We start from the raw sequence: 20,596 nt of genomic DNA, 5'->3' as shown, positions 1-20,596 counted from the left end.
GTCGAGCGGAGCGCGTTCCTGTCTGCGCCTCCGTAACGATCGACCGACAACGATCGACTGTGTGCCGTCCTCCCGAATCGCTCGATTTGTCTATCGAACGTGACGTACGGACGACTGCCGGTGGAATTATATTGGCGACGCTGCTACAGTAGGCTAGTGAGCGTCAACATCGACAGTCGGGTCGTCGCGCCGGGGAGCGACGACTACGTCGACGAAGCCTGGCAACTCAAAGAGGAGATCAACCGTCAGGAAGGCGTGCTCAAACAGCGGTATGACTTCTTTACCGACGCGTATCGTCGCTCGAAAGTCCACTGTTACCTCCAGGACGGCAAACTCGTCGGATTCGCGGCCGTCCGGCGCGACGGCTACATCCTCTTTCTCGCGGTCTCCCCGGATTTCCGAGGCGAGGGCATCGGGAAAAAGCTCATCGCATGCGTCGCGGAGGACCACGACACGATCACGTGTCACGCCCGGACGAGCAACGAAAACGCCCTCCAGTTCTACGAACACCTCGGGTTCGAGATCAAACGCCGCATCGACAACTACTACGAGGACGGCGGCGACGCCTACTACCTGAAACTCGGTTCCGACGTCGGTATCACCGACAAGATCTCGGAACTGATGCGGCGCTGACGACGCCCCGACTGTCGATCCCCAGCGTCCCTCGAGAACGGTCCGCGCGGAGTCGACCATTCGGCAGGATTATACGCTCCCATCCACGACTACTCGAGTCGTATGGAGGAGCGAACGAGGGCCTACCTTCGGGGGCGATTTCGCGATCACTACCGGCGGACGGAGATCACGCCGCCGCCGTCGGCCAACGAACGCGAGTGGGGGTTTATTCCGTGGACCGAGGGGCCCGACACGACGATGGTCCGCCACCGGTCGCTGCTCGAACTCGGCGACCTTTCGGAGTTTCTCGTCCGCAAGCGGCCACGCCACGTCTACTTCTCGGCGGGTCGGTTTCGCGATCCCGGCGCGAGTTCGATGAGTGCGAAAGACTGGCAGGCGGCTGATCTCGTCTTCGACCTCGACGCCGACCACCTGCCCGGCGTCACCCTCGGTGAGGACTCGTATGCCGAGATGCTCGCGACGTGTAAGGATGCCCTCGTTCGACTGCTCGACTTCCTCGAGACCGACTTCGGTTTCGAGGACCTCGAGATCGTCTTCTCGGGGGGTCGTGGCTACCACGTTCACGTTCGCGATGAAACCGTCCTGCAGTTAGAGCGAGAGCACCGACGGGAGATCGTCGACTACGTCCGCGGCATCGGGCTCGAGTACGACGAACTGATCCGAAGTGAGACCGTCGCCGGTCTCGGCCGCAAGACACCGACCGAGCGCCACACACTCGAGATCGAAGGCGGCTGGGGTGCCCGTACCCACGCCCACCTGATGGATTTCGTCGACGAACTCCTCGAGATGGAAGAGGACGCAGCACTCGAGCGATTGCAGTCGTTCGACGGCATCGGTGAGGGGAAGGCGACGGCCACGCTGAACGCGGCCCGGAACAACCGCGAGGAGCTCGCGGCGGGCAACGTCACCGTCCACACGGCGGTCTCACAGCTGGCCGAGCGGTTCGCCTCGCGGGCCGTCGAGCGAGACAACGCGCCGATCGACGAGCCGGTCACGACCGACACGAACCGGCTCATCAGGCTTCCTGGGAGCCTCCACGGCGGCAGCGGCCTGAAGACGGTCCGTCTCGAGCGAGACGAGATCGACGACTTCGATCCACTGGTCGACGCCGTCCCCGACACGTTCCGCGGTCACGAGATCACCGTCGACGTCACCGAGCCAGGCGAGGTGGAACTGGGAGGAGATAGCTTTACGGTCCCGGAAGGCGACCAGTCACTACCGGAGTACGTTGCCGTCTTCTTGATGGCACGCGGTAGAGCCGAGAAGGAAAAAGAATGAATTTAGACGAGTTGCGTTCGGTCCAGAGCAAGGAGCGCCAGAAGGACAGTCTCCAGAACCTGCGCCCTTCGTTCTACCAGGAGGTCGGCGACTACATCGCTGACCTCGAGGACGAACGCGACCGCGCCGCCGAACGGGCCGAGGACCCCTTCTCCTCGCCCGAAGTGAGTCGTCTGACCGACGAGATCGAGACGGCCAAGGACGTCGTCGAAGCGATCTACGAGCGGCGCATGGGCAAACTCGTCAAGCAGGCCAGCCTCGCTGCGGCCGGGATGGCGGCCGACGACGAAGGACTGACCGCCGAAGAGGCCGACCTCTTCGAGGACCTCGTCGACCGGATCGACACGAACAAATCGCGCGTGCTCGACGTCCTCGAGGGTGCCGAGCCCGAGTCCCAGCCGGCGGCCGACGCCGGTACGGAATCGATGGCAGAGCCCGGACCCGACCCCGAATCTGGTCTTGGCACGCCCGATGACGTCGCCGGTCCCGAGACGTCGGACTCGAGTCCGCCAGTTCACGAGACGGGTCCGCGAGCTGACGATCCACGAAGCGATCAGCTTGACGATGGGTCCGAACCGGAAGACGATCCGCCGGTGCCGCCACAGGAGCCGCCGGCGGACGTCGATCCGGCGGCTGCTGGCGACGGGGCGGGCGCCGACCACGACCGGCACGATGAAAGCGGCGTGACGCCGGCCGACGTCATGGGCGGGAGCGGGCCGGAGATCGGCGCCGACGAGAGCGTTGCGCCGACGCCCCCGGAGCCGGACACGTCAGTGCCAGAGACAGCCGCGGCCGAACCGAATAGTGAATCGGCCGCCGAGAACGACACCGACGACGTCGACCGCGTCACCGTCAGAATTACGCGCGACGTCGGCTCGATCCTCGGCGTCGACGATCGCGAATACGACCTCTCGACCGACGACATCGTCACGCTCCCCGAGCAGAACGCGACACCGCTGCTCGAGCAGGAAGCGGCCGAACCGCTCGAGTGACACGTGACTGGCGCTGGCGTCGGTCTAGCGGTTCGGACCGGCTGATTTCGACCGTCGTCCGACAGTATGAGAAGCAGTGCTACTGCGACTGGCGTATCACTCGAGATAGCCCAGCCCGCGGAGCTGTTCGGTGATCTCCTCGAACTCGGCTTCGGTGAGTTCGCCTTCTTTCTGGTGTTGGATGACGATACTGCGAAGGAGGAATCGGGTCAGGTCGCTCGTGGACTGGAAGCTAGTTCCCTCGATAGTCTCCTCGACGCGATCGGCCAGATCCTTCGGGATCGAGACCGTCGTGTATTCGGTCATACGCGATACTCCGTCGCCGACGCCAAAGGCGTATCGGCAGCGTGGTTTCGGTACGATTAGCAGTCGCTCTCTGGAATTTCGTCCGCGTCAGTTCCCCGACAGTCTTCGTAGCGGTTTTGCTATCGGACTTCCTACGGAACCGTATGGGAGTCCGGCCACCATCGGGCGGAGACGACGACGAACCCGAGAGTATCGAATTCGGCATCGCCGCCGTCGACGCGCGTCTCAAGAGCGCTGATCTGACGTTTCCGGCGACGAAAGACGACATCGCGGCCGAACTCGGCCACGAGCAGATCCCATACGACGTCCATGGCAACGACGTCTCCCTGGGTGAGATGCTCGCGGAGGTCGACACCGAGGAGTTTCACTCGCGCCAGGAACTCCTGAACGCCCTCCACGAACCGTTCGAGGAGTATCGACAGAAACACTCCGGCGGCGTCTTCCAGCAGGTTCGCTCGATGCTACCGTTTTGAGACGGTCGACTCCGCGACTCAGCGATCGGAAGACAGGTCACAGATGCCACGAAATCGACCGGCAGCCGTATAGCTAATCGTCTCGGTCTCGGTCTCGGTCTCGGTCTCGATCCCGATCCCGATCCCGATCCCGGTTCTCGCGTGTGATCTGCTCGAGACGGCGCCGCTGTTCGCGATGCAGCGACAGGAGCATATCCGAGAGGACGCCGAACATGAGCAACTGGACGCCGAGCAGGATCGCGGCCGCAGACACCATCGCCAGGATCTCGTGGCCCTGGCCGTGTTGTACCCACTGCCAGAGGACATACGAGGCGACGACGCCACCGGAGAGGATCCCGGCCACGCCGAAGCTGCCGAAGTAAAACAGCGGATTGTTCGTCTTGGCCAGTGAGTACAGCGCGAGGATGATCGTTCCGCCGTCTTTGAGCGGATGAAGGTTCGTCTCCGACTCCTCCGGCCGGGCGCTGTAACTGATCGGCACGACGGTCGTGTCGATCCCGTGTTTGACACACTCGACGGCTAGCTCCGTCTCGATCGTAAACCCCTCCGAGTCGAGCGAGAGCCGTTCGAACGAGTCGACGGTGAAGGCCCGATAGCCGGAGAGAATGTCATCGTAGTCGGCGCCGTGGATGAACCGGAACGACCTGTTTATCATCCGGTTTCCAAAGCCGTTCAACGCCTTCATCGCGTCGTCGTCCATATCCGCAAAGCGGTTGCCGATTACGTGCTCGTATCCCCGTGAGAGGGGCTCGAGCATGCGATCCGCGTCGGCCGGATCGTAAGTGCCGTCGCCGTCGACCATCAACACGTAGGGGACGTCGATGTACTCCAGTGCCTCGCGGACGGCCTGGCCCTTACCGTCGCCGGACTGGACGAGGACGTGTGCGCCGCGGTCGCGGGCGATCTCTCGAGTCGCGTCGTCGGAGTCGCCGTCGACGATGAAGACGTTCGTGTATCCCTCCTCGTAGAAGCCGTCGATGACGTCACCGATCGTCGCCGCCTCGTCGAGCGTTGGAATGAGGACACAGACCTCATCGGCGGAGATATCGCGCGTCTCCGGGCTCATCGAGATGACCGCTCCGTCGCCCGTCGAGATGCGCTCGTCCGAACGAACCGCGTCATTGTCCATCGGCAGGTAGTCCCCACTGTGACTGCAAAAGACTACTGATCGACACGTGCAGCGGTTACTATACTACCGGACAACAGTCAATACACTCCCGACCGCGTCTCGAGTGTGATCGGTGTGTGCATCGTGTTGTCCGGCAGTATATCGGACCGACTCCAGTTACCAGGTCAGCCCTTCGTAGACCTCGAGGGCGTCTGCGTCGATATCGATCCGTCGGCCGTCGACGACGATCCGACTTGCCATTCCCTCGAACTCGAGGTCGTCGAACTCGGGCCAGTCGGTCGCGACGACTGCGCCGTCGGCGTCCTCGAGTGCCGCCGTCGCCGAGTCGGCGTACGTCACGTCGGGGTAGTCGGGCCGGACGTTCTCGATCGCAACCGGGTCGTAGGCGACGACCGACGCGCCCCGGTCCTGGAGGGACTCGATCACGTCGAGTGCACGTGATTTCCGGATGTCGTCGGTCCCGGGCTTGAACGACAGGCCAAGCACCGCGATCCGTGCACCCTCGAGATCGACGTGGTCGGCGAGTAGCCCGACCAGCCGGCGGGGCTGGCCGTCGTTGACCGCGACGACGGCGTCGAGCAGTGCGGGATCGTACCCCTGTTCGCGTGCGCCGGCACGCAAGGCGTCGACGTCTTTCGGGAAACAGGAGCCGCCCCAGCCAAGCCCCGAGCGCATGAACCGCTCGCAGATGCGGTCGTCGAGGCCGACCGCCTCGAGTACCTCGTAGGCGTCGGCGCCGTAGGTCTTTGCGATGTTGCCGAGTTCGTTGACCAGCGAGACCTTCGAGGCGAGGAAGGCGTTGTTGGCGTACTTGATGAGTTCGGCCTCGCGGATATCGGTCTCGACGAGGGACGTCTCCTCGCGCGTGACGATCGGGTCGTACAGTTCCCGCAGCGTCGCGGCCGCTCCCTCACTGGTCGCTCCGATGACGACTTTGTCGGGCTCGAGGAAGTCTTCGACCGCCGTTCCCATTCGGAGGAACTCGGGGTTCATCGCGAGTTCGAGGTCGTCGCCGATCCGTTTGCCGGACTCGTCCTCGAGGATCGGGCCGACGACCTCCTCGGTGGTTCCGGGGAGGACGGTGCTTTTGACGACGACGAGATGGTCGTCGTCCTTGTCGGCGAGTGCCCGACCCAGCGACTCGGCGCCGGCCTGCATCGGTGCCAGATCGAGACTGCCGTCCTCGGCCTGGGGCGTCGGGAGACAGAGGAACGTGAGGTCGGTCTCGCGGACGTCGTCGTAGTCGGTCGTCGCCCGCAGCGTCGACCCGCCGTGTTCGGCGATTCGCTCCTCGAGGCCCGACTCGTGGATCGGAGCCTCGCCGGCGTTGATCGTCGCGACGATCTCGTCGTCGATCTCGACGTTCGTAACCTCGTGACCGAGGTCCGCAAGGCAGGCGGCGATCGTCGTCCCGACGTAGCCGCTGCCGACGATAGAGACGTGCATACTCTCCCCGAAAGTCGCGTACTGTTAGATATTTTTGGATTCGTCGCGGTCACGAATCGGTCGTCGATCGTCCCCGCGCTGGTCGGTCCGGTCGATCTACTCGAGGTGACCGATCTCACGACCTGCGGCAGCACGGAACTCGCGTCTTTCGGTAGCACGGGACCCGCCTGCGGTAGCACGGAACTCGAGTGCGATGGCGCGTGCCGTGTCGCGGCGAACGATCCGTGAGCCGCGACACGAACCCACGCGAGGGATGAGCGAACGAGCACGGCGAGTGAGCGAATCGGCTGGGGAGGGAGTGGATACTCGTCGGTGCCACGATAGTACTGTAGCCCTTTCGTGATGGTACTCTCGTAGTGGCACTTTCGTGGTGGCACTCTCGTAGTGACACCTCGTTGCTGAGCGACTCTCGGTTCGATCGACTGTACTTCCACGAGTGCCCTGGCCGATACGATCTATCTAAACGTCGGTCCAGTGGCACCTGTGGCCACGCGGGTGGCTGCGAGGCGACGGGCAACGTTCCCGACGCTACGCCGACGAGTAGTCGGCCTTCCCTTCGTCTTCGCTCATCCGAATCCAGTACACCCGGGTGTAAGGCAGGTGGACGTAACCGTCCTCGAGTTGGATCCGGAGTCCCTGGACTTTCCCCGAATCCGTGATGTTACCGGCGTCGACGGTTTCCTCGGCAGTCCCGTCCGGTCCCTCGTAGGCGATCGTCGCCATGGCAGGTGAAACGTTCCCGCGTCAATAAGCCCCACGCAGGCGAATTCGGGCCTTCGTGTTGCCACCGATACGACCCGTCTGTAGGTGAGCCAGTACGTCGGTCCAACACGCTGTCCTGCGGATCCCCGACCCCATGCTGGCGATCGGCGGGACGTGACGACAGGGAACCGTATCAGTCGGCGCTGTCGGCCTGCTCCCACAGCGGATAGAGGTCGTCTTCGACGGGGTCGGTGATCGGCTCGTCGTCGATCACGAGCCCGCCGTCTCCCTCGTGAACGGTGCCGATCTCGGCACCCTCGAGGCCAGCTTCCTCGAGCGCTGCGAGGCAATCCTCGACTGCGTCCGCCGGAACCGTCGCCAGCAACGCGCCGGAGCCGAAGATCCGCAGCGGATCGACCTTGGCCGCCGCACACAGCTGTTCGGTCTCCTCTCGGATCGGGATCGCGTCTCGAGAGACCTCGAGCCGGACGTCCGAGGCGCGGGCGATCTCGAGCAAGCCGGCCGCGACGCCACCCTCGGTCGGATCGTGCATCGCGGTTGCGTCCGCCCGGATCGCGCGAGCGTCGGGGACGATGCTGAGTTCTTCGACGAACGATTCGGCGCGCTCGCGGACGTCGTCCTCGATGCCGAGTTCGTCGCCGAAGTCGGCCGCCAGGATCGACGTTCCCTCGAGTCCAGCGGCCTTCGTGAGGAGAACGCTGTCGCCGGGGGTGGCACCACCGGTCGGGACGAACGCCTCGGTCGTTCCCATCGCGGTCAGCGAGAGCAACGGCCGCTCGAGTTGGTCGACGTACTCCGAGTGGCCGCCGACGATCGAAGCGCCGACGTCCTGTGCTGCGGCGTCGAGGTCTCGGGTGATCTCCTCGAGTGGGGACGTCTCGTCGGGCAACATGATGACGGTCGTCAGCCAGCGCGGATCGGCGCCGGACGCAGCGACGTCGTTACAGGCGATGGGAACGGCGAGCGAGCCGACTCCCTCGGCCGCCAGCGAGATCGGATCCGAGCTGACGACCAGCGTCTCCTCGTCGGACGGCAGGGAAATAGCGGCGGCGTCTTCGCCGTCGGCCGGCCCCTGCAGGACCGTTTCGTCCTCGGCGGCCGTTCCCGTCCGCTCGAAGACGTGTGCGAGCAACTCGTCGGGACTCACCTTCCCGGGCATACCACGAACTGGGTGGATCTGCGGTTTGTAGCTGTCGGGGTCGACTCGTCGGTACGGATGCGATTTCGAATGCGTCTCGATCTCGGCGTACTCGAGACGAGCGCGAGACGAACCGAGACGAACCGGGACGAACGATCCACAAGGCGTTTCCGGCCGTTCGAGAGGGCAGTCGGTATAATCGGCGCTGTCTGGGGGCTCGTCCGCGGGGCCGTCGCATGGCTGGTCGGTTTCCTGGTGACGCTTGGCCTCGCTGCTGCCGGGGTCGTCGGCGACGGGGCCGGAATCGTCGACGAGGCCGCAGTCGTCTTCGCTATGGCACACGCGGTTCCGCCCGTTAGGTCGGGCGTCGACCCGCTCGCGCTCGTTGTCGTCCCCGCGACGTTCGTCGGTGCGGGTCGGTGAGCCGTGACGCTTGGACCAGACAGTCACCTGTTTTGATACCGACAGCGGTCCGTATCGGACTACGATACACGCTACGCCACGTTCTCACGCCGACACGCCCAGCGTCGCCGACAGCTCCGTGCGAGTCGGGACGATGTGTGGGACGGCAACGACCGCTCCGAAGGCGACGGCTGCCCACAGCATCGTCACGAGGGGATGCGTGACGGTCGTATGGACTATGTACGTCGCTGTGACGACGGCCAGCAGCGTTGCGAACGAGCCGACGCTACCTAGCGTGTCGCGTGTGTAGGCCCAGTCGGTCGTGCGACCGAGCCGCCAGGCGAGCAGGCCGCCGACGGCGCCGCCGAAGGCGAGAACGCGGTTCGAGCCCTGAATTCCGGCCCACGTCGGGACGCCAAAACCGTTGCTGCGGAGCCAGACGCTGACGAACGTGACGACCAACGCGAGGACGAAGACAGCCGTGACGCCGTCCTCGAGTCGGCGTCGACAGTAGACGATCACGCCGAGTAGTGCCAGCCCGAGTGTGATCCCGCCGATGACGTCGATCGGGTAGTGGACGCCGAGTCCGAGCCGTGTGTAGCCGACGAGAGCGATGACGAAGCCACCGACTACCGCCCGGCGACGGAGCGTACTGACGCGCAGATCGACGATCATCAGCCCGACGATCAGCGCCGGCACCATCGCGTTCCCGCTTGGAAAACTCGTCGACGAGATCGCCGTCGCGTGCTCGTACCAGGTCGCGTAGATCGCCGGAAACAGCTCTGGACCGACGGCCGGATCGACGTCTGGCCGGGTTGCCGAGTTTAGCGACTTGATACTCGCCATCAGCCCGTAGTAGGCGAGAAACGCGGGGAGCCAGGCACCCATTCGGTCGGGGTCCCACCAGTAGGCGACGACAACTGCCGGAACGACGACGAAGACGCTGCCGATGTACGTGATCGGAACGAGTAACGCGCCGAGCCACTCGGGTGTCGCCTCGATGATCGCCTCGAGGAGTGCTGGGTCGAACAGCGGGTGCCATCGACCGGGGACCATAGATAACCTATCCAAGAATTCTTGCTTGCTTTAATTTATCGGACGAATAGTACCGAGCGTAGTTCGGTTGGGATCGTACACCCACCCTAAAACGTTCGCGAGACGTCCGCCGACGTCATCAGCCGAATCGCGACGGGATACTCCCACTGGCAGCCACGTGCTGCCCGAACCGCAGCGACGCCACAGAACAGGAGGTTGCCGCCCAGAACGATCACCGCGAGGACCGACGCCCAGAGAACGAACAGCGAGTCTCCGCCCGCGGCGGTTGCGACGGCGAGTACCCCGGCCAGATAGTAGCCGACACCGACGGTGAGTTGCCAGTTGATAGCGTGTCGTGCATGTTCGGTGACGTACTCGCTTCGTGACAGCCAGATTACGAGCAGCGGCCCGACGATCCACGTCGGTAACGCCAGCACGTGTGTCCCGGCCGCAAGCACATTCGAGGAAATCGACTGCGGCCGTGCTGTCGCGGTGCCGGCGGCGTCTGCTGTCTCGGATCCCATCGTTCTCGAGTGGAGACGCGCTCGGATGTTTTGATTCTGTCGGAAATAGGTCGGAATAACGATCGGCGGCGACTTCCGCAGTCGGGCCACTGTCCCGAGTCTCGGCGATCCGACGACGCGTCTGCGATCGCAGGGCTCCGGACCGACCGACAGCGATCCGTCTCAGTTCGTCTCCGGCGCCATCGCCTCCATCGTCTGGCGGATCTCGTCCTCGTCGGCACCGCGTGGGAAACTGACCGCGACGGCGTCGATGCCGTCGACGGCTTCGTAGCGCTCGAGTCGCTCCCGGGCGGTTTCGGGGTCGCCGACGGCACAGAGATCCTCGAGCAGATCGTCCTCGAGGAGGCCGAGGGCCCGTTCTCGGTCGCCGTCCTGCCAGGCGTCGTGGATCTCCGCGGCGACGTCGTACCCCTGACGGACCAGCGCGTCGCGATAGAAGGTACCCATCCCGCCGATGTAGAAGGCGACGTGCTGGCGTGCGAGTTCGCGAGCGCGGCCCGGATCGTCGAGCGCACAGCAGGTGACGCCGGCGGTGACCCCCACGTCGTCGGGGTCGCGGTCGCCGAGTTCGGCGCCGCGCTCGAGGTCGTCGATACGGGCCTCGATTCCGTCGGGCGTGAGCATGATCCCGTGCCAGCCGTCGGCGAAGCGGCCGGCGAGTTCGACGGCTTTCGGCCCCATTCCCGTGACCTCGATCGGCGGAGCGGGCTCTGGCAGGTCACAGCGCAGGCGAAAGCCCGAGAGCTCGAAGTCGTCGCCGTCGTAGTCGACGGTCTCGCCGGCGAGCACCTGGCGAACGATCTCGACGGTCTCGCGGGTTCGTTTGAGCGGGTTGCCGTACTCCATCCCGTGCCAGTTCTCGACGACGACGGGTCCGCTGGGACCGAGACCGAGACGGAACCGGCCCTCGGAGGCCTCCTGGAGCGTCGCTGCCGTCTGGCCTAGCAGTGCCGGCGAGCGTGAGTAGGTGTTGAAGATACTCGAGCCGAGATCGATCGAGTCGGTTCGTTCGGCCATCGTCGCAAGGACGGTGACGCCGTCTCGCCCCCAGGTCTCGGGGAGCCAGGCACAGTCGTAGCCACCGTCTTCGGCCCGTCGTGTGTAGTCGACGATCGAGTCGACGGTCGGCTGTGCGGCGACCGGGAGGTGGACGTCTCTGTCAGTCATCGTCTCTCATAGACGACGCGTGTCCTTTTGGGTGTATGGAAACCGGAGACGACGCACGTCGCGTTTGAAGACGTGTTCGCTCGACCCGAGACCGCGTCGATCAGTCGGCGTGGTCCGAGAGTTGGCTCGAGGCGGCGCTCGAGTCCTCGAGGACGGACACGTTCGGGAGGAACTGGCCGGTTTCCCGGTGGATTCCGGCGAGGAGAATGCCACCGGCGACGACGGGGAGGACGGCACACGCGACGTAGATGGGCTGAAAGCCAACCAGTTCGACGAGCGGCAGCGAGACGATCGGTCCGAGGCCGCCGCCGATATCGCCGAGAACGTTGTTCGTGCCGACGGCCCGGCCGACGCGCTCGTCGGGCGTGAGGTCGGCGAGCAAGGCCATCAACGGACCGCTCGTCCCGCCCTGTCCGGCTCCGACCAGGAGACAGGCGATCGCAAGCGTCGCGATCGAGTCGGCCATCGCGAACAAGACGAAGCCGACGAACGTCGTTCCCAGGAAGACGAGGAGGGTCGGAACCCGCGACTCCGTCCGGTCGCTGACGTAGCCGCCGAGGAACATGAAGATCCCTGCCGAGACGACAGTCAGGGCCATGAAGATCCCCGACGACGCCTGTGCGTCGAAGCCGAAGACGCCGAGATCGTTGTGCTCGAGAAAGAGCACGAGCGTCGCGAACAGTGCGCCGATGTAGGCGAACAACACCGCGAAGTTCACCAGACCGACGGTCAGTGCGGGCACGCTCGTGTCGACGTCCAACACCGAGACCGACCGGTGTTCGTCGCCATCGACGTGAGTCTCCGGAATCGTCGCGTAGGCGATCACGCTCGCGAGGGCGGCGAACACCGTCGCGACGACGAACGCCGACACTGTGCCCGCGAACTCGCTGATGATCCCGCCGATGACGACGCCACTCGGGAAGCCAAAGAGTACGCCGCCACGGATGAGGCCCATGCTCGCGCCCCGGGAACTCCCGTCGCTGACGTCCGATGCGATCGTATACGCCGTCGCGAAGACGGCTGCGCTCCCGACGCCCCAGACGACCCGCGAGCCGAGAAACCAGGCTTCGGGGACGTCGGGGAGAAACCACAGCTCGGGTCTGGCAGCGACGATGGCGACGACGTAGCCAAACGTCGCGACCCCCTGGACGACCATTCCGACGACGAACGGTTTCCGCGTTCCGACGCGGTCGACCAGGACGCCTGCCGGCGCGTTCGCGACCAACCGGGAGAACCGGTTGGCGCTGAGGATCAGACCGACGAGAAACGGCGAAATGCCGAGCACGACCCCCAGATTCGGCAGGATCGGGAAGATGACGCCGCCCCCGAACCCGACGAAAAACGTGCTCACGATGACCGCAGCGATTACTACCGTTCGATTCCCGTCTGCGCCGCTCGTGGCGCCTTGCCACCGTCGGATGAGATTCGTTCCCGAACCCACGTGTTCACTGCCTCCAGCGGGTCAGGGCTGTCGTTCGATCCGCGATACGCCGTCGGTCGGTCGGCCTCGGGGTTCGTGGCCCCGTCGTCACTCCGGACTGCATCTAACTAACCAGTTAGTCAGAGTCGCTGAAAAGGGTTTGGGAGAACGTGCGAAACTCTGCGTGATGTAGTCAGAACTCTGGAATCATTCTATCCCATGACTTTACGACTCGAAGGTTAAGGTCCCTGTGCGTGCTGAGATGTGCGATTCTGAATCGGAACCAAAGCCTTCATCGGCGCCGGAAGCGAAGCGTCACGCCGAACCCCTTTGCTGATCGGGTGGTGAGACGATGACTACGACCCACACGACAATAGACACCGTCGTCGTCGGCGCTGGACTGGCAGGCCTGACGGCGGCTCGAGCGCTCGAAACGGCGGGCTACGACGTGACCGTCCTCGAGGCACGCGATCGCGTCGGTGGACGGACGGCCGAGCACACGCTTTCGAACGGAGAACGGATCGACCTCGGCGCTCAATGGGTCGGTGCCGAACACGACCGGGTACTCGAACTCGTCGAGGAGTTCGATCTCGAGTTGGTCTCGCAGTACGATTCGGGAACGGCCCAGCTCGCGGTTTCGGGGACGGTTTTCGAGGACGAGTCGCCGTTCCGTGCCCTTCCCGACGAGGCGGAGACGGATCTGGTAGCAGCGGTCGACCGAATCGAAACGCTCCGCCGACGGGTGCCACTCGAATCTCCCGCCGACGCCCCAAACGCCGATGTCTGGGACGCGACGACGCTCGAGTCCTGGCTTCGGGAGACACTCGATACGGACACCGCACGACGAGCGTTCGAGGCGTTCGTCCGCGCCGAATTCACCGTCGAACCGGCCGAGATTTCACTGCTGTATTTCCTCGCGGCTGTCAACGCTGGGGGCGGACTCGAGGGTCTCGTGGACGGGGACCGCGAGACGGAGGCGTCCCGGCTTCGCGGCGGCACCCAACAGCTCTCACGGCGCCTGGCCGACGACCTCGACGGTCGAGTTCGGCTGGCCGAACCGGTGACGGCGATCGACTGGAGCGGCGACGACGTGACCGTCAGTACCGAGGACGGAACCGCCACCGGCTCGTATGCCATCGTTACGGTTTCGCCGACGCTGGCCGGCAGGATCGACTACGAACCGGCGCTCCCGGCGCGTCGAGAGTGGCTCACGCAACGAACGCCGATGGGGTCGGTACTCAAGTGGTTCGCGGTGTACGACGAGCCGTTCTGGCGGGCCGATGGCTACTCCGGGTCAGTACTCGCCGACGACGGTGTGATCGAGGAGGTCGCCGACGCGACCCCGCCGGACGAATCGTGTGGCATCCTCGTCGGATTCGTCGCCGGCGCCCCTGCCCTCGAGTGGAGCGATCGGAGCCTCGACGATCGCCGTCAACGCATCCTCGAGGAGCTATCCCAGTACTTTGGCCCACGCGCCGGCGACCCGCTCGAGTACGTCGACAAGCGATGGACCAAAACGCCGTGGTCGGCGGGCGGTTACAACGCTGCGATGGCGCCGGGTGCCCTGACTAACGGCAGCCAGGCTCTCTCTGACCCCGTCGGCCCGATTCATTGGGCTGGTTCGGAGACAGCACTCGAGTGGCGTGGATACATGGAGGGGGCGATCCGCTCCGGCGAGCGAGCCGCGAGCGCGGTTCGCGATCGGCTTCCGTGACGTCGAGTTCGGATCGACGACTGCCGATACGTCCGGTCTCGCCTTGGGGGTAATTCTCATACTACCGGACAGTAGTCAATGAAACGTCGGTCGCGCGACTGCGGCCGTCACCCGTTGGGACGGCCGCAGTCGCGCGACCGATCGGTGAATCGTGCTGTCCGGCAGTATCACTCGCCGTGTTCCTCACCGAGATCCTCGTAAATCTGTGGGTCCGTCTGGAACTTGAGCACCTTGTGGACCGACGAGTTACGGATGTTCTCGATGACGTCGCCGTGGTTCTTGTAGCAGTCGTGGATCCACCTCGAGATCGCCTCGAGATCGGGGAACATCATGACGGTTTTCCACTGGTACTCCCCGTCTGCGAGGAAGAAAAACAGGGTGTGCTTGTCGTCTCGGATCGACTCCATCGCGTCTCGCCACCCCTCGTCGAAGTGTTCGGTGTTGAACTTGAACTCGAACAGCGCGAACGTGTAGTACTCCTCGTTGGGGATGATCGCTTCCCGGAAGACGCCCTCGTCGCGCATCCGGCGGATCGACTCACTGACGGTGACGTGTGAGACGTCGATCCCGTACTCCGATTCGAGGACGTCCGTCAACTCCCTGGAGGAGAGCTGTGGATCCCTCGAGAGTTCACACAGGATGGCGATATCGCGGTCCTTGAAGTCCCAGTTCGGTCGCTCGTCGTCAGTCATCGTTCCGGTCGGTCTGGAAGGGCGTCGGTCGCGCTCCGCGGGCGTTCGAACGGCCGCGTTCGGATCGGTCGGCGGACCGCCGTCGGTGTGTCGAGCGGTCGGTGCCGGACTGCCAGCGGTCGCTCCACTCCCGTTCGAGCGTCCGTACCAGTATCATACTCCCAGTTTCGCGTCTACTATCAAGTCAGTTTGGGGGATCGTCGCCGATCTCCTCGAGGACGTGCTCGTGAAACGCCTGGAGGGCTTCACTTTCGTCTTCCGCGAGGACGACGTCGCTGGCCGACAGCGTCGCCAGACCGAAGGCTCGTGGCGTCGGCGAATCGAGGAGGTGGCGCTCGACCGTGATCGCTCCGGTGTCGATCGCGTCGACGATCGCTTCGAGTTCGGCGACGTTGAGTTTGTCCTCGAGAATCTCGCGGTAGGTCTCCTCGATGACCGCGAACTCGTCTAACTCCTCTGCGAACCCGAGTAGCATCTCACTCGAGACCTGCTGTTCGCTGGCCGATTTCTCGTAGCCCTTGTAGCGTTTGAGGATCATCAACGACCGAGTCGCGTTGATCCGGAAGTACCGCTGGAGGAGGTCCGTCCCAGAGATGGCCGCCCGGAGATCCTCGCGAACGGCGTCGGCGGAGAGGCCGTCGACGATCCCCTCGAGGTCGACCTTCCGATTCAGCGGCATCGAGAGCACGAAGCCGTTGTCCGCGACGGCGACGCGGACGTTGGCGGTCGCCGCCTGGGCGCAGCGATAGGCGAGCAGCCTGGAGAACCCGTCGTTTAGCTTCCGGCCGTACGCCGAGTGGACGTAGTAGTGGCGTTCGTACTCCTCGTGGTCGCGGACGACCTCGATCGCCAGCCGCGCGTCGGTGCTGACGCTCTCGGGGCCCGCATACCGGAGCTGGTGTTCGAACAGCCGCGCGATCGCCCGCACGCTGTCGTCGTCTAACGGGAACTCTCTGAGCCACGCACGGACCCGCGGCGGGCCACCCGCGTCGTAGCGCTCGAGCAGTTCGCCCTGGAACCGGAGGATCTCACGGCCCAGGTCGTACGACAGCGGCAGGCGCTCGGAGTACCAGGAGGGAACCGTAGGCCGTGCGCTCGTCCGGTCGACGTACACCTTCGAGCCGCGACGGTAGCGATACTCGAAGTGATCGCCGCCCAGCACGAAGACGTCACCTTTCTCTACGGTATCGAGGTAGTCCTCGTCGAGTTGTCCGACCCACTCGTCGCCGGCGCGCGTGTAGACGTCGCAACTAAAGGAGTCGGGGATCGTCCCGATGTTGGTCATGTAGATCACCCGCGCCAGCCGGCCGCGTTTGCCGATCAGGGGCTCGCCGACGGGAAACGCCTCGTGGTGGTGCTCGCCGTCGGGCGGATCGTTCTCGTCGCGCCAGATCTTCGCGTAGACGTTTTTCTCCTCGAGGCCCGCGTACTCGGCGGTGAGATACCGACAGAGCGACTCCCACTTCTCGTCGGAGTAGTTCCGGTAGGGGTAGGCTCGCCGGAGGATCCCCGTCACGTCCGACTCCGGGCGGATCTCGGCGATGGCCATCCCGTAGACGTGCTGGGCGGCGACGTCCTGGGCGTTTTCCGGGATCGAGACCGAGTCGACGAACCCCTCCTCGGCTTTCTTCAGCATCACGGCACACTCGAGCAGCTCGTCCCGATCGAGGGCGACGACTCGGCCCGTGACCGTCTGGCCGACGCGGTGGCCCGCTCGCCCGACGCGCTGGAGCAAGGCAGCGACGGACTTCGGCGAGCCAACCTGCACGACGAGGTCGACGTGGGGCATGTCGATCCCCAGCTCGAGGCTCGTCGAGGAAGTCACGACGTCGAGGCGTCCCGCTTTGAGTCGCTGCTCGATATCCTGTCTGACCTCCTTCGAGAGGCTGCCGTGGTGACAGCCCGAGTTATCCTCGTCGTAGGCGTCGAACCGTTCCCGGAGGTTGTGCAAAACCCGCTCGGCACCCGAACGCGTGTTGGTGAACACGATCGTGTTGGTGTGGTCCTGAATGTGGTCGTGGAGCATCCGATAGAACCGATCTTGCACGACGTCCCGAGATGTGTTGATCAGGTCGTCGGTCGGACACTCGAGTTCGATATCGAACTCGCGGGCGAAGCGGGCGTCGACGACGTCGTACCCCCGTGACGAACCACCGGGTTCCTTACGGCCGACGAGGAACTCGGCGACCTCCTCGAGCGGCTCGACCGTCGCCGAACAGCCGATTCTGGTGATGTCGTGGTCGACCATCGCCTCGAGGCGCTCGAGGCTCACCGACAGGTGGGTCCCCCGTTTTCCAGCGGCCAGCGAGTGGATCTCGTCGACGATGACGTACTCGACGGTCCGGAGCTTCTCGCGGAACTTCGGCGAGTTCAGCAAGATCGCGAGGGTTTCGGGCGTCGTGTTGAGGATGTGGGGCGTCTCCTCGAGCATCCGCTGGCGCTCGCTGTCGTCGGTGTCGCCGTGACGGATCGCGTGGCGGATCTCACCCATCGCCGGCTCACCGTCTCGTGTGTCGACGATCGATTCGATTCCCTCGAGTGGCACCTCGAGGTTGCGGTGGATGTCGTTGGCGAGGGATTTGAGTGGGGAGACGTAGAGACAGTAGACGGCGTTCTCGAGGCCGTCTTCTGCCTCCCGGTCACGTCTGTAGAGTTCGTTGATGATCGCACAGAAGCTCGCTTGTGTCTTCCCACTGCCAGTCGGCGCACAGATCAGCGTGTTCTCGCCGTCGTAGACGTTCGGGATCGCACCCCGCTGTGGCGGCGTAAAAAAGCCCCCGTTCTCGGGGACGTACTCGCCAAACGCCTCGAGCCACCACTCCTGGACCGCGGGCTCGAGCAGTTCGAAGACGTCGCCGTCTTCGACCGTGACGGCGTCGGGATCGAAGGGGAGGGCGTCGTCGTCGACCGGCAACTCGAGGCCGTCGGTCCCGTTCATCGTCGTCGTCTCGGTGGCCGGCAGATAAGAGGGTTTGGCCACCGGAGCGAAAGTGATACTGTCGGACAGCAGTCAGTGAGCCGTCGGTCGCGAATTCGCGGCCGCCACCGGCGGCAACGGCCGCAGGAGTGCGACCGACGGTGAATAGTTCTGTCCGGCAGATGCAACGCGTCGGCGGAGTTGCGGCGTCGCCGTATCAGACCGCGGCAGCGACGAGAACGACGGCGAGAAATGCGTGCCAACCGACGGCGGCAACGGCCCGTCCCGAAGCCGACGGCGGCAGCGGCGGGTTGCGGAACATCGCCTCGTAGACGAACACCGTCGCGAGCGCTGCCCCGACGGCGATACCGGTGGTGAACGCAATCGACGTCGCGACGCCGACTGCGATCCCGAGCATGAGACTCCCGATGATTGCGAGCAGGAGTTTGTCGTAGTACTCGAGGTATGACACAGATCTTCTGCTAGGACGTTCGGTCCCCGAAACCGAAAAACCCCTCCCAATTCCGACAGCGCGGGAACGATCGTCGGATCGTGCTGTCCGGCAGTATCAGTCGAAGGTACGTGACCGAGTCACCACGAATGGTCGACATCCGCTGTAAGCGGGACTGTCGAGGCCGGATCCGCGGTGCCGGCGATCGCAGGGATGACGTCTATACTGAATTCCGGTGGTACGAATCGGCGTGTCGAGCGTTCGCCCGGACGACCCGACCTTCCACAGCAGATGACCCGACGTACGCGTCGCGATCTGCTCCGCGGGCTTGCAGTTCCGGCCGGAGTAGCCGTCGGTGCGGTCGCGGCGCGGAAGCTGCGGTCGTCACCGTCGGGGACGGGACCGGGGTCGGATTTCGAGCCGGTCGTCGATGGGTTCGGGTTCGACAACTACGCCACGCCATTGACGGCCGTCGATCCGTCCGAGTTCGTCTCCGAGAGCGACGTTCGGACGTTTCTCACCGCCGGCCAGAACGAAATCGCGCGAACGGGGCCACCCCTCTCGACGACCGACGTTTCCGAACTCCTCGGCGGGGCGTTCGTGAGCACGCTCTATGCGAACGCGGAGAAGCTGTTTGGAACCAAGGGGAACTGTTACGGCATCGCAGGAGCGGCGCAGTGGTACGCCGAAGTGCCGGACGCCGTTCCCATCGATCACGCGTCGGTGAGCGAGATCACCCACGTGAACGAGCCACTCGAGGACGAAGACACGGCGCCCGTACGCAACGATATCGAGCGACTCCACCGGAGCCAGTTTCTCGACGCCGACTCGTGGGCAGCGCGGTGGCCGCTTCTCGATCCGAGATGGATCGACTACCGCGAACAGGCCCGCGAGCTTCGTGTTGCACTCGATACGCACGGGACGGCAGGCGTGACGCTGACCGGCGAGGACGTACTCCAGGGACACTACGTTCTTCTCTACGATTATGAGGCTACCGAGACCGCCGTGACGTTCGCCGTCTACGATCCGAACGATACCGCCGACGAGTACGAGACGGAGGGTCGACCACGGACGCTCGGGATCGACACGACCAGCGGTGAGCCCCTGTTAGGATCGTACCGCGGGACGTACGATCGATTTCTGTACAACCCAAACGAGCGAGCCGTCCGCGCTCAGGCCAGACCAGATCGAGACGGGTAGCCCGCAGTCGACTCGGCGAGTGCGAACCGTCCTGCGGGCAGTCTTCGAACTGACTCCGCCGGTGATCGAACGTCATCGGGCGTCCGCGAGAAGACTACACTTATCGGAGCGGCCTGTGTCAGTCAGTAGTATGCGTGTTACCTTTCTCGGAAGCGGCAGCGCGATGCCGACCGGCGAGCGGTTCCAGACGGGAATCCTCGTCCAGGACGACGGCCGAACGCTCCTGGTCGACTGCGGGTCGGGCGTCCTCCACCGGCTCCAGCAGTCCGGCGTCGGCTACGAGAACGTCTCGACGGTCCTGTTGACCCACCACCACCTCGACCACATCGCAGACCTGCTCCCGCTGATGAAAGCTCGCTGGCTCGCCGGCGAGGACCACCTCGAGGTCGTCGGGCCACAGGGGACGAAGTCCTTGCTCGACGACCTCCTCTCGGTCCACGAGTACATGCAAGGGAAACTGGACCTGCAGGTCCGGGAGGTCGTCCCCGGCGAATTCACCGTCGCTGGATTCGACGTTTCGGCCTACGAGACGCGTCACTCGCTGCCGTGTCTGGCCTACCGCTTCGGCGACCTGTTTACCTACAGTGGCGACAGCGAGGCCTTCGCCGGTCTGGCGAACTTCGCGGAGGGGTCGGCGATTCTGGCCCACGACTGTTCGTTCCCTGACGACGTCGACGTCTCGAACCATCCGACCCCCGAGACGCTCGGGAAAGCGCTGGCCGGCCGTGAGATCGGTCGGGTCTACTTAACTCACCTCTATCCCCATACCGACGGTCACCACGAGGAGATGCTCGAGTCGATCGGTGCCCACTACGACGGCGACGTCCGATTCGCCGAGGATCTCAAGACGATCACGGTCGAGTAGTCGAACTGACCGCGACAGGCTTCTTTTCTGATTGTTCCGACGGCACACAATAGGACTGCCGTCCGCCATATGAGCTGCTGTACCGATGCCC

Annotated in this window: 21 protein-coding genes; 8 read left to right on the top strand and 13 right to left on the bottom strand. The window is 64.5% G+C overall.

The window, feature by feature from the left end:
* Positions 1-156 precede the first annotated feature (156 nt).
* The 3 genes from RBH26_RS03450 (at position 157) to RBH26_RS03440 (ending at position 2,903) form a co-directional block, all read left to right on the top strand.
* Entirely contained in the window at positions 157-633 is a 477-nt protein-coding gene (locus tag RBH26_RS03450; RefSeq protein WP_306756564.1) for an N-acetyltransferase, read from the top strand.
* A gap of 102 nt (positions 634-735) precedes the next feature.
* Positions 736-1,911, top strand: coding sequence for a DNA primase small subunit PriS (gene priS / locus RBH26_RS03445; RefSeq protein ID WP_306756563.1), 1,176 nt, complete (start codon positions 736-738; stop codon positions 1,909-1,911).
* A complete protein-coding gene (locus tag RBH26_RS03440) occupies positions 1,908-2,903 on the top strand; it encodes a hypothetical protein (RefSeq protein WP_306756562.1) in 996 nt (331 codons plus the stop codon). The genes priS and RBH26_RS03440 overlap by 4 nt, the downstream gene beginning before the upstream one ends.
* Before the next feature lie 96 nt (positions 2,904-2,999).
* Here the strand turns inward: RBH26_RS03440 and RBH26_RS03435 are convergent, their stop codons facing one another.
* Positions 3,000-3,209 (bottom strand): ribbon-helix-helix domain-containing protein, encoded by a 210-nt coding sequence (locus RBH26_RS03435; RefSeq protein WP_306756561.1) that lies wholly within the window; start codon positions 3,207-3,209, stop codon positions 3,000-3,002.
* A 143-nt stretch (positions 3,210-3,352) separates the two neighbouring features.
* Between RBH26_RS03435 and RBH26_RS03430 the strand changes: the two genes are divergently transcribed.
* Positions 3,353-3,682 (top strand): hypothetical protein, encoded by a 330-nt coding sequence (locus tag RBH26_RS03430; protein WP_306756560.1) that lies wholly within the window; start codon positions 3,353-3,355, stop codon positions 3,680-3,682.
* A gap of 73 nt (positions 3,683-3,755) precedes the next feature.
* Here RBH26_RS03430 and aglJ read toward each other — a convergent pair whose 3' ends face one another.
* The 4 genes from aglJ to RBH26_RS03410 all read right to left on the bottom strand — a co-directional run bounded on the left by aglJ (position 3,756) and on the right by RBH26_RS03410 (position 8,139).
* Complete coding sequence (gene aglJ, locus RBH26_RS03425) at positions 3,756-4,811, bottom strand: S-layer glycoprotein N-glycosyltransferase AglJ (protein ID WP_306756559.1); 1,056 nt, start codon at positions 4,809-4,811, stop codon at positions 3,756-3,758.
* A gap of 156 nt (positions 4,812-4,967) precedes the next feature.
* On the bottom strand, positions 4,968-6,257 hold the full coding sequence (aglM, locus tag RBH26_RS03420; RefSeq protein ID WP_306756558.1) for a UDP-glucose 6-dehydrogenase AglM: 1,290 nt from the start codon (positions 6,255-6,257) through the stop codon (positions 4,968-4,970).
* Positions 6,258-6,785: 528 nt separating this feature from the next.
* Positions 6,786-6,980: a hypothetical protein gene (locus tag RBH26_RS03415; protein ID WP_306756557.1), complete on the bottom strand. Its 195-nt coding sequence runs from the start codon at positions 6,978-6,980 to the stop codon at positions 6,786-6,788.
* A gap of 172 nt (positions 6,981-7,152) precedes the next feature.
* A complete protein-coding gene (locus RBH26_RS03410) occupies positions 7,153-8,139 on the bottom strand; it encodes an AIR synthase family protein (RefSeq protein ID WP_306756555.1) in 987 nt (328 codons plus the stop codon).
* A 69-nt stretch (positions 8,140-8,208) separates the two neighbouring features.
* Here RBH26_RS03410 and RBH26_RS03405 point away from each other — a divergent pair, with 69 nt between their 5' ends.
* The gene (locus tag RBH26_RS03405) at positions 8,209-8,541 is read left to right on the top strand and encodes a hypothetical protein (RefSeq protein ID WP_306756554.1); all 333 of its coding nucleotides are present in this window, start codon (positions 8,209-8,211) and stop codon (positions 8,539-8,541) included.
* An 84-nt stretch (positions 8,542-8,625) separates the two neighbouring features.
* Here the strand turns inward: RBH26_RS03405 and RBH26_RS03400 are convergent, their stop codons facing one another.
* The 4 genes from RBH26_RS03400 to RBH26_RS03385 all read right to left on the bottom strand — a co-directional run bounded on the left by RBH26_RS03400 (position 8,626) and on the right by RBH26_RS03385 (position 12,666).
* The gene (locus tag RBH26_RS03400) at positions 8,626-9,576 is read right to left on the bottom strand and encodes a phosphatase PAP2 family protein (RefSeq protein WP_306756553.1); all 951 of its coding nucleotides are present in this window, start codon (positions 9,574-9,576) and stop codon (positions 8,626-8,628) included.
* 86 nt (positions 9,577-9,662) lie between these two features.
* On the bottom strand, positions 9,663-10,079 hold the full coding sequence (locus tag RBH26_RS03395) for a DUF4870 domain-containing protein (protein WP_306756552.1): 417 nt from the start codon (positions 10,077-10,079) through the stop codon (positions 9,663-9,665).
* 162 nt (positions 10,080-10,241) lie between these two features.
* Complete coding sequence (locus tag RBH26_RS03390; protein WP_306756550.1) at positions 10,242-11,246, bottom strand: TIGR04024 family LLM class F420-dependent oxidoreductase; 1,005 nt, start codon at positions 11,244-11,246, stop codon at positions 10,242-10,244.
* 100 nt (positions 11,247-11,346) lie between these two features.
* On the bottom strand, positions 11,347-12,666 hold the full coding sequence (locus RBH26_RS03385) for an MFS transporter (protein WP_306756947.1): 1,320 nt from the start codon (positions 12,664-12,666) through the stop codon (positions 11,347-11,349).
* A gap of 352 nt (positions 12,667-13,018) precedes the next feature.
* Here RBH26_RS03385 and RBH26_RS03380 point away from each other — a divergent pair, with 352 nt between their 5' ends.
* Complete coding sequence (locus RBH26_RS03380) at positions 13,019-14,380, top strand: flavin monoamine oxidase family protein (protein ID WP_306756548.1); 1,362 nt, start codon at positions 13,019-13,021, stop codon at positions 14,378-14,380.
* 167 nt (positions 14,381-14,547) lie between these two features.
* Here the strand turns inward: RBH26_RS03380 and RBH26_RS03375 are convergent, their stop codons facing one another.
* The 4 genes from RBH26_RS03375 to RBH26_RS03360 form a co-directional block, all read right to left on the bottom strand.
* Complete coding sequence (locus RBH26_RS03375; protein WP_306756547.1) at positions 14,548-15,072, bottom strand: winged helix-turn-helix domain-containing protein; 525 nt, start codon at positions 15,070-15,072, stop codon at positions 14,548-14,550.
* Positions 15,065-15,229, bottom strand: coding sequence for a hypothetical protein (locus tag RBH26_RS03370; RefSeq protein WP_306756546.1), 165 nt, complete (start codon positions 15,227-15,229; stop codon positions 15,065-15,067). Before RBH26_RS03370 ends, RBH26_RS03375 begins: the two co-directional genes overlap by 8 nt.
* Before the next feature lie 27 nt (positions 15,230-15,256).
* Complete coding sequence (locus RBH26_RS03365; RefSeq protein WP_306756545.1) at positions 15,257-18,010, bottom strand: ATP-dependent helicase; 2,754 nt, start codon at positions 18,008-18,010, stop codon at positions 15,257-15,259.
* A gap of 196 nt (positions 18,011-18,206) precedes the next feature.
* Entirely contained in the window at positions 18,207-18,461 is a 255-nt protein-coding gene (locus RBH26_RS03360) for a hypothetical protein (protein WP_306756544.1), read from the bottom strand.
* A 270-nt stretch (positions 18,462-18,731) separates the two neighbouring features.
* Here RBH26_RS03360 and RBH26_RS03355 point away from each other — a divergent pair, with 270 nt between their 5' ends.
* Both RBH26_RS03355 and RBH26_RS03350 read left to right on the top strand, forming a co-directional pair.
* Positions 18,732-19,640: a hypothetical protein gene (locus RBH26_RS03355; protein ID WP_306756543.1), complete on the top strand. Its 909-nt coding sequence runs from the start codon at positions 18,732-18,734 to the stop codon at positions 19,638-19,640.
* A 130-nt stretch (positions 19,641-19,770) separates the two neighbouring features.
* Positions 19,771-20,505 carry an MBL fold metallo-hydrolase gene (locus RBH26_RS03350; protein ID WP_306756541.1) on the top strand — a complete coding sequence of 245 codons (735 nt, stop codon included), beginning with the start codon at positions 19,771-19,773 and terminating at the stop codon, positions 20,503-20,505.
* Positions 20,506-20,596: the final 91 nt, after the last annotated feature.

The organism is Natronolimnohabitans sp. A-GB9 (assembly GCF_030848565.1).
Classification (GTDB): domain Archaea; phylum Halobacteriota; class Halobacteria; order Halobacteriales; family Natrialbaceae; genus Natronolimnohabitans.
This window is presented reverse-complemented; position numbering and strand designations above follow the sequence as displayed.

Coding starts and splice junctions, on each gene's coding strand:
- aglM (WP_306756558.1), bottom strand. CDS start 6,257: ATGCACGTCTCTATCGTCGGCAGCGGCTACGTCGGGACGACGATCGCC.
- RBH26_RS03440 (WP_306756562.1), top strand. CDS start 1,908: ATGAATTTAGACGAGTTGCGTTCGGTCCAGAGCAAGGAGCGCCAGAAG.
- RBH26_RS03435 (WP_306756561.1), bottom strand. CDS start 3,209: ATGACCGAATACACGACGGTCTCGATCCCGAAGGATCTGGCCGATCGC.
- RBH26_RS03400 (WP_306756553.1), bottom strand. CDS start 9,576: ATGGTCCCCGGTCGATGGCACCCGCTGTTCGACCCAGCACTCCTCGAG.
- RBH26_RS03430 (WP_306756560.1), top strand. CDS start 3,353: ATGGGAGTCCGGCCACCATCGGGCGGAGACGACGACGAACCCGAGAGT.
- RBH26_RS03370 (WP_306756546.1), bottom strand. CDS start 15,229: ATGATACTGGTACGGACGCTCGAACGGGAGTGGAGCGACCGCTGGCAG.
- RBH26_RS03390 (WP_306756550.1), bottom strand. CDS start 11,246: ATGACTGACAGAGACGTCCACCTCCCGGTCGCCGCACAGCCGACCGTC.
- RBH26_RS03355 (WP_306756543.1), top strand. CDS start 18,732: ATGACCCGACGTACGCGTCGCGATCTGCTCCGCGGGCTTGCAGTTCCG.
- RBH26_RS03405 (WP_306756554.1), top strand. CDS start 8,209: ATGCGTCTCGATCTCGGCGTACTCGAGACGAGCGCGAGACGAACCGAG.
- RBH26_RS03410 (WP_306756555.1), bottom strand. CDS start 8,139: ATGCCCGGGAAGGTGAGTCCCGACGAGTTGCTCGCACACGTCTTCGAG.
- RBH26_RS03365 (WP_306756545.1), bottom strand. CDS start 18,010: ATGAACGGGACCGACGGCCTCGAGTTGCCGGTCGACGACGACGCCCTC.
- RBH26_RS03395 (WP_306756552.1), bottom strand. CDS start 10,079: ATGGGATCCGAGACAGCAGACGCCGCCGGCACCGCGACAGCACGGCCG.
- aglJ (WP_306756559.1), bottom strand. CDS start 4,811: ATGGACAATGACGCGGTTCGTTCGGACGAGCGCATCTCGACGGGCGAC.
- priS (WP_306756563.1), top strand. CDS start 736: ATGGAGGAGCGAACGAGGGCCTACCTTCGGGGGCGATTTCGCGATCAC.
- RBH26_RS03350 (WP_306756541.1), top strand. CDS start 19,771: ATGCGTGTTACCTTTCTCGGAAGCGGCAGCGCGATGCCGACCGGCGAG.
- RBH26_RS03380 (WP_306756548.1), top strand. CDS start 13,019: ATGACTACGACCCACACGACAATAGACACCGTCGTCGTCGGCGCTGGA.
- RBH26_RS03375 (WP_306756547.1), bottom strand. CDS start 15,072: ATGACTGACGACGAGCGACCGAACTGGGACTTCAAGGACCGCGATATC.
- RBH26_RS03415 (WP_306756557.1), bottom strand. CDS start 6,980: ATGGCGACGATCGCCTACGAGGGACCGGACGGGACTGCCGAGGAAACC.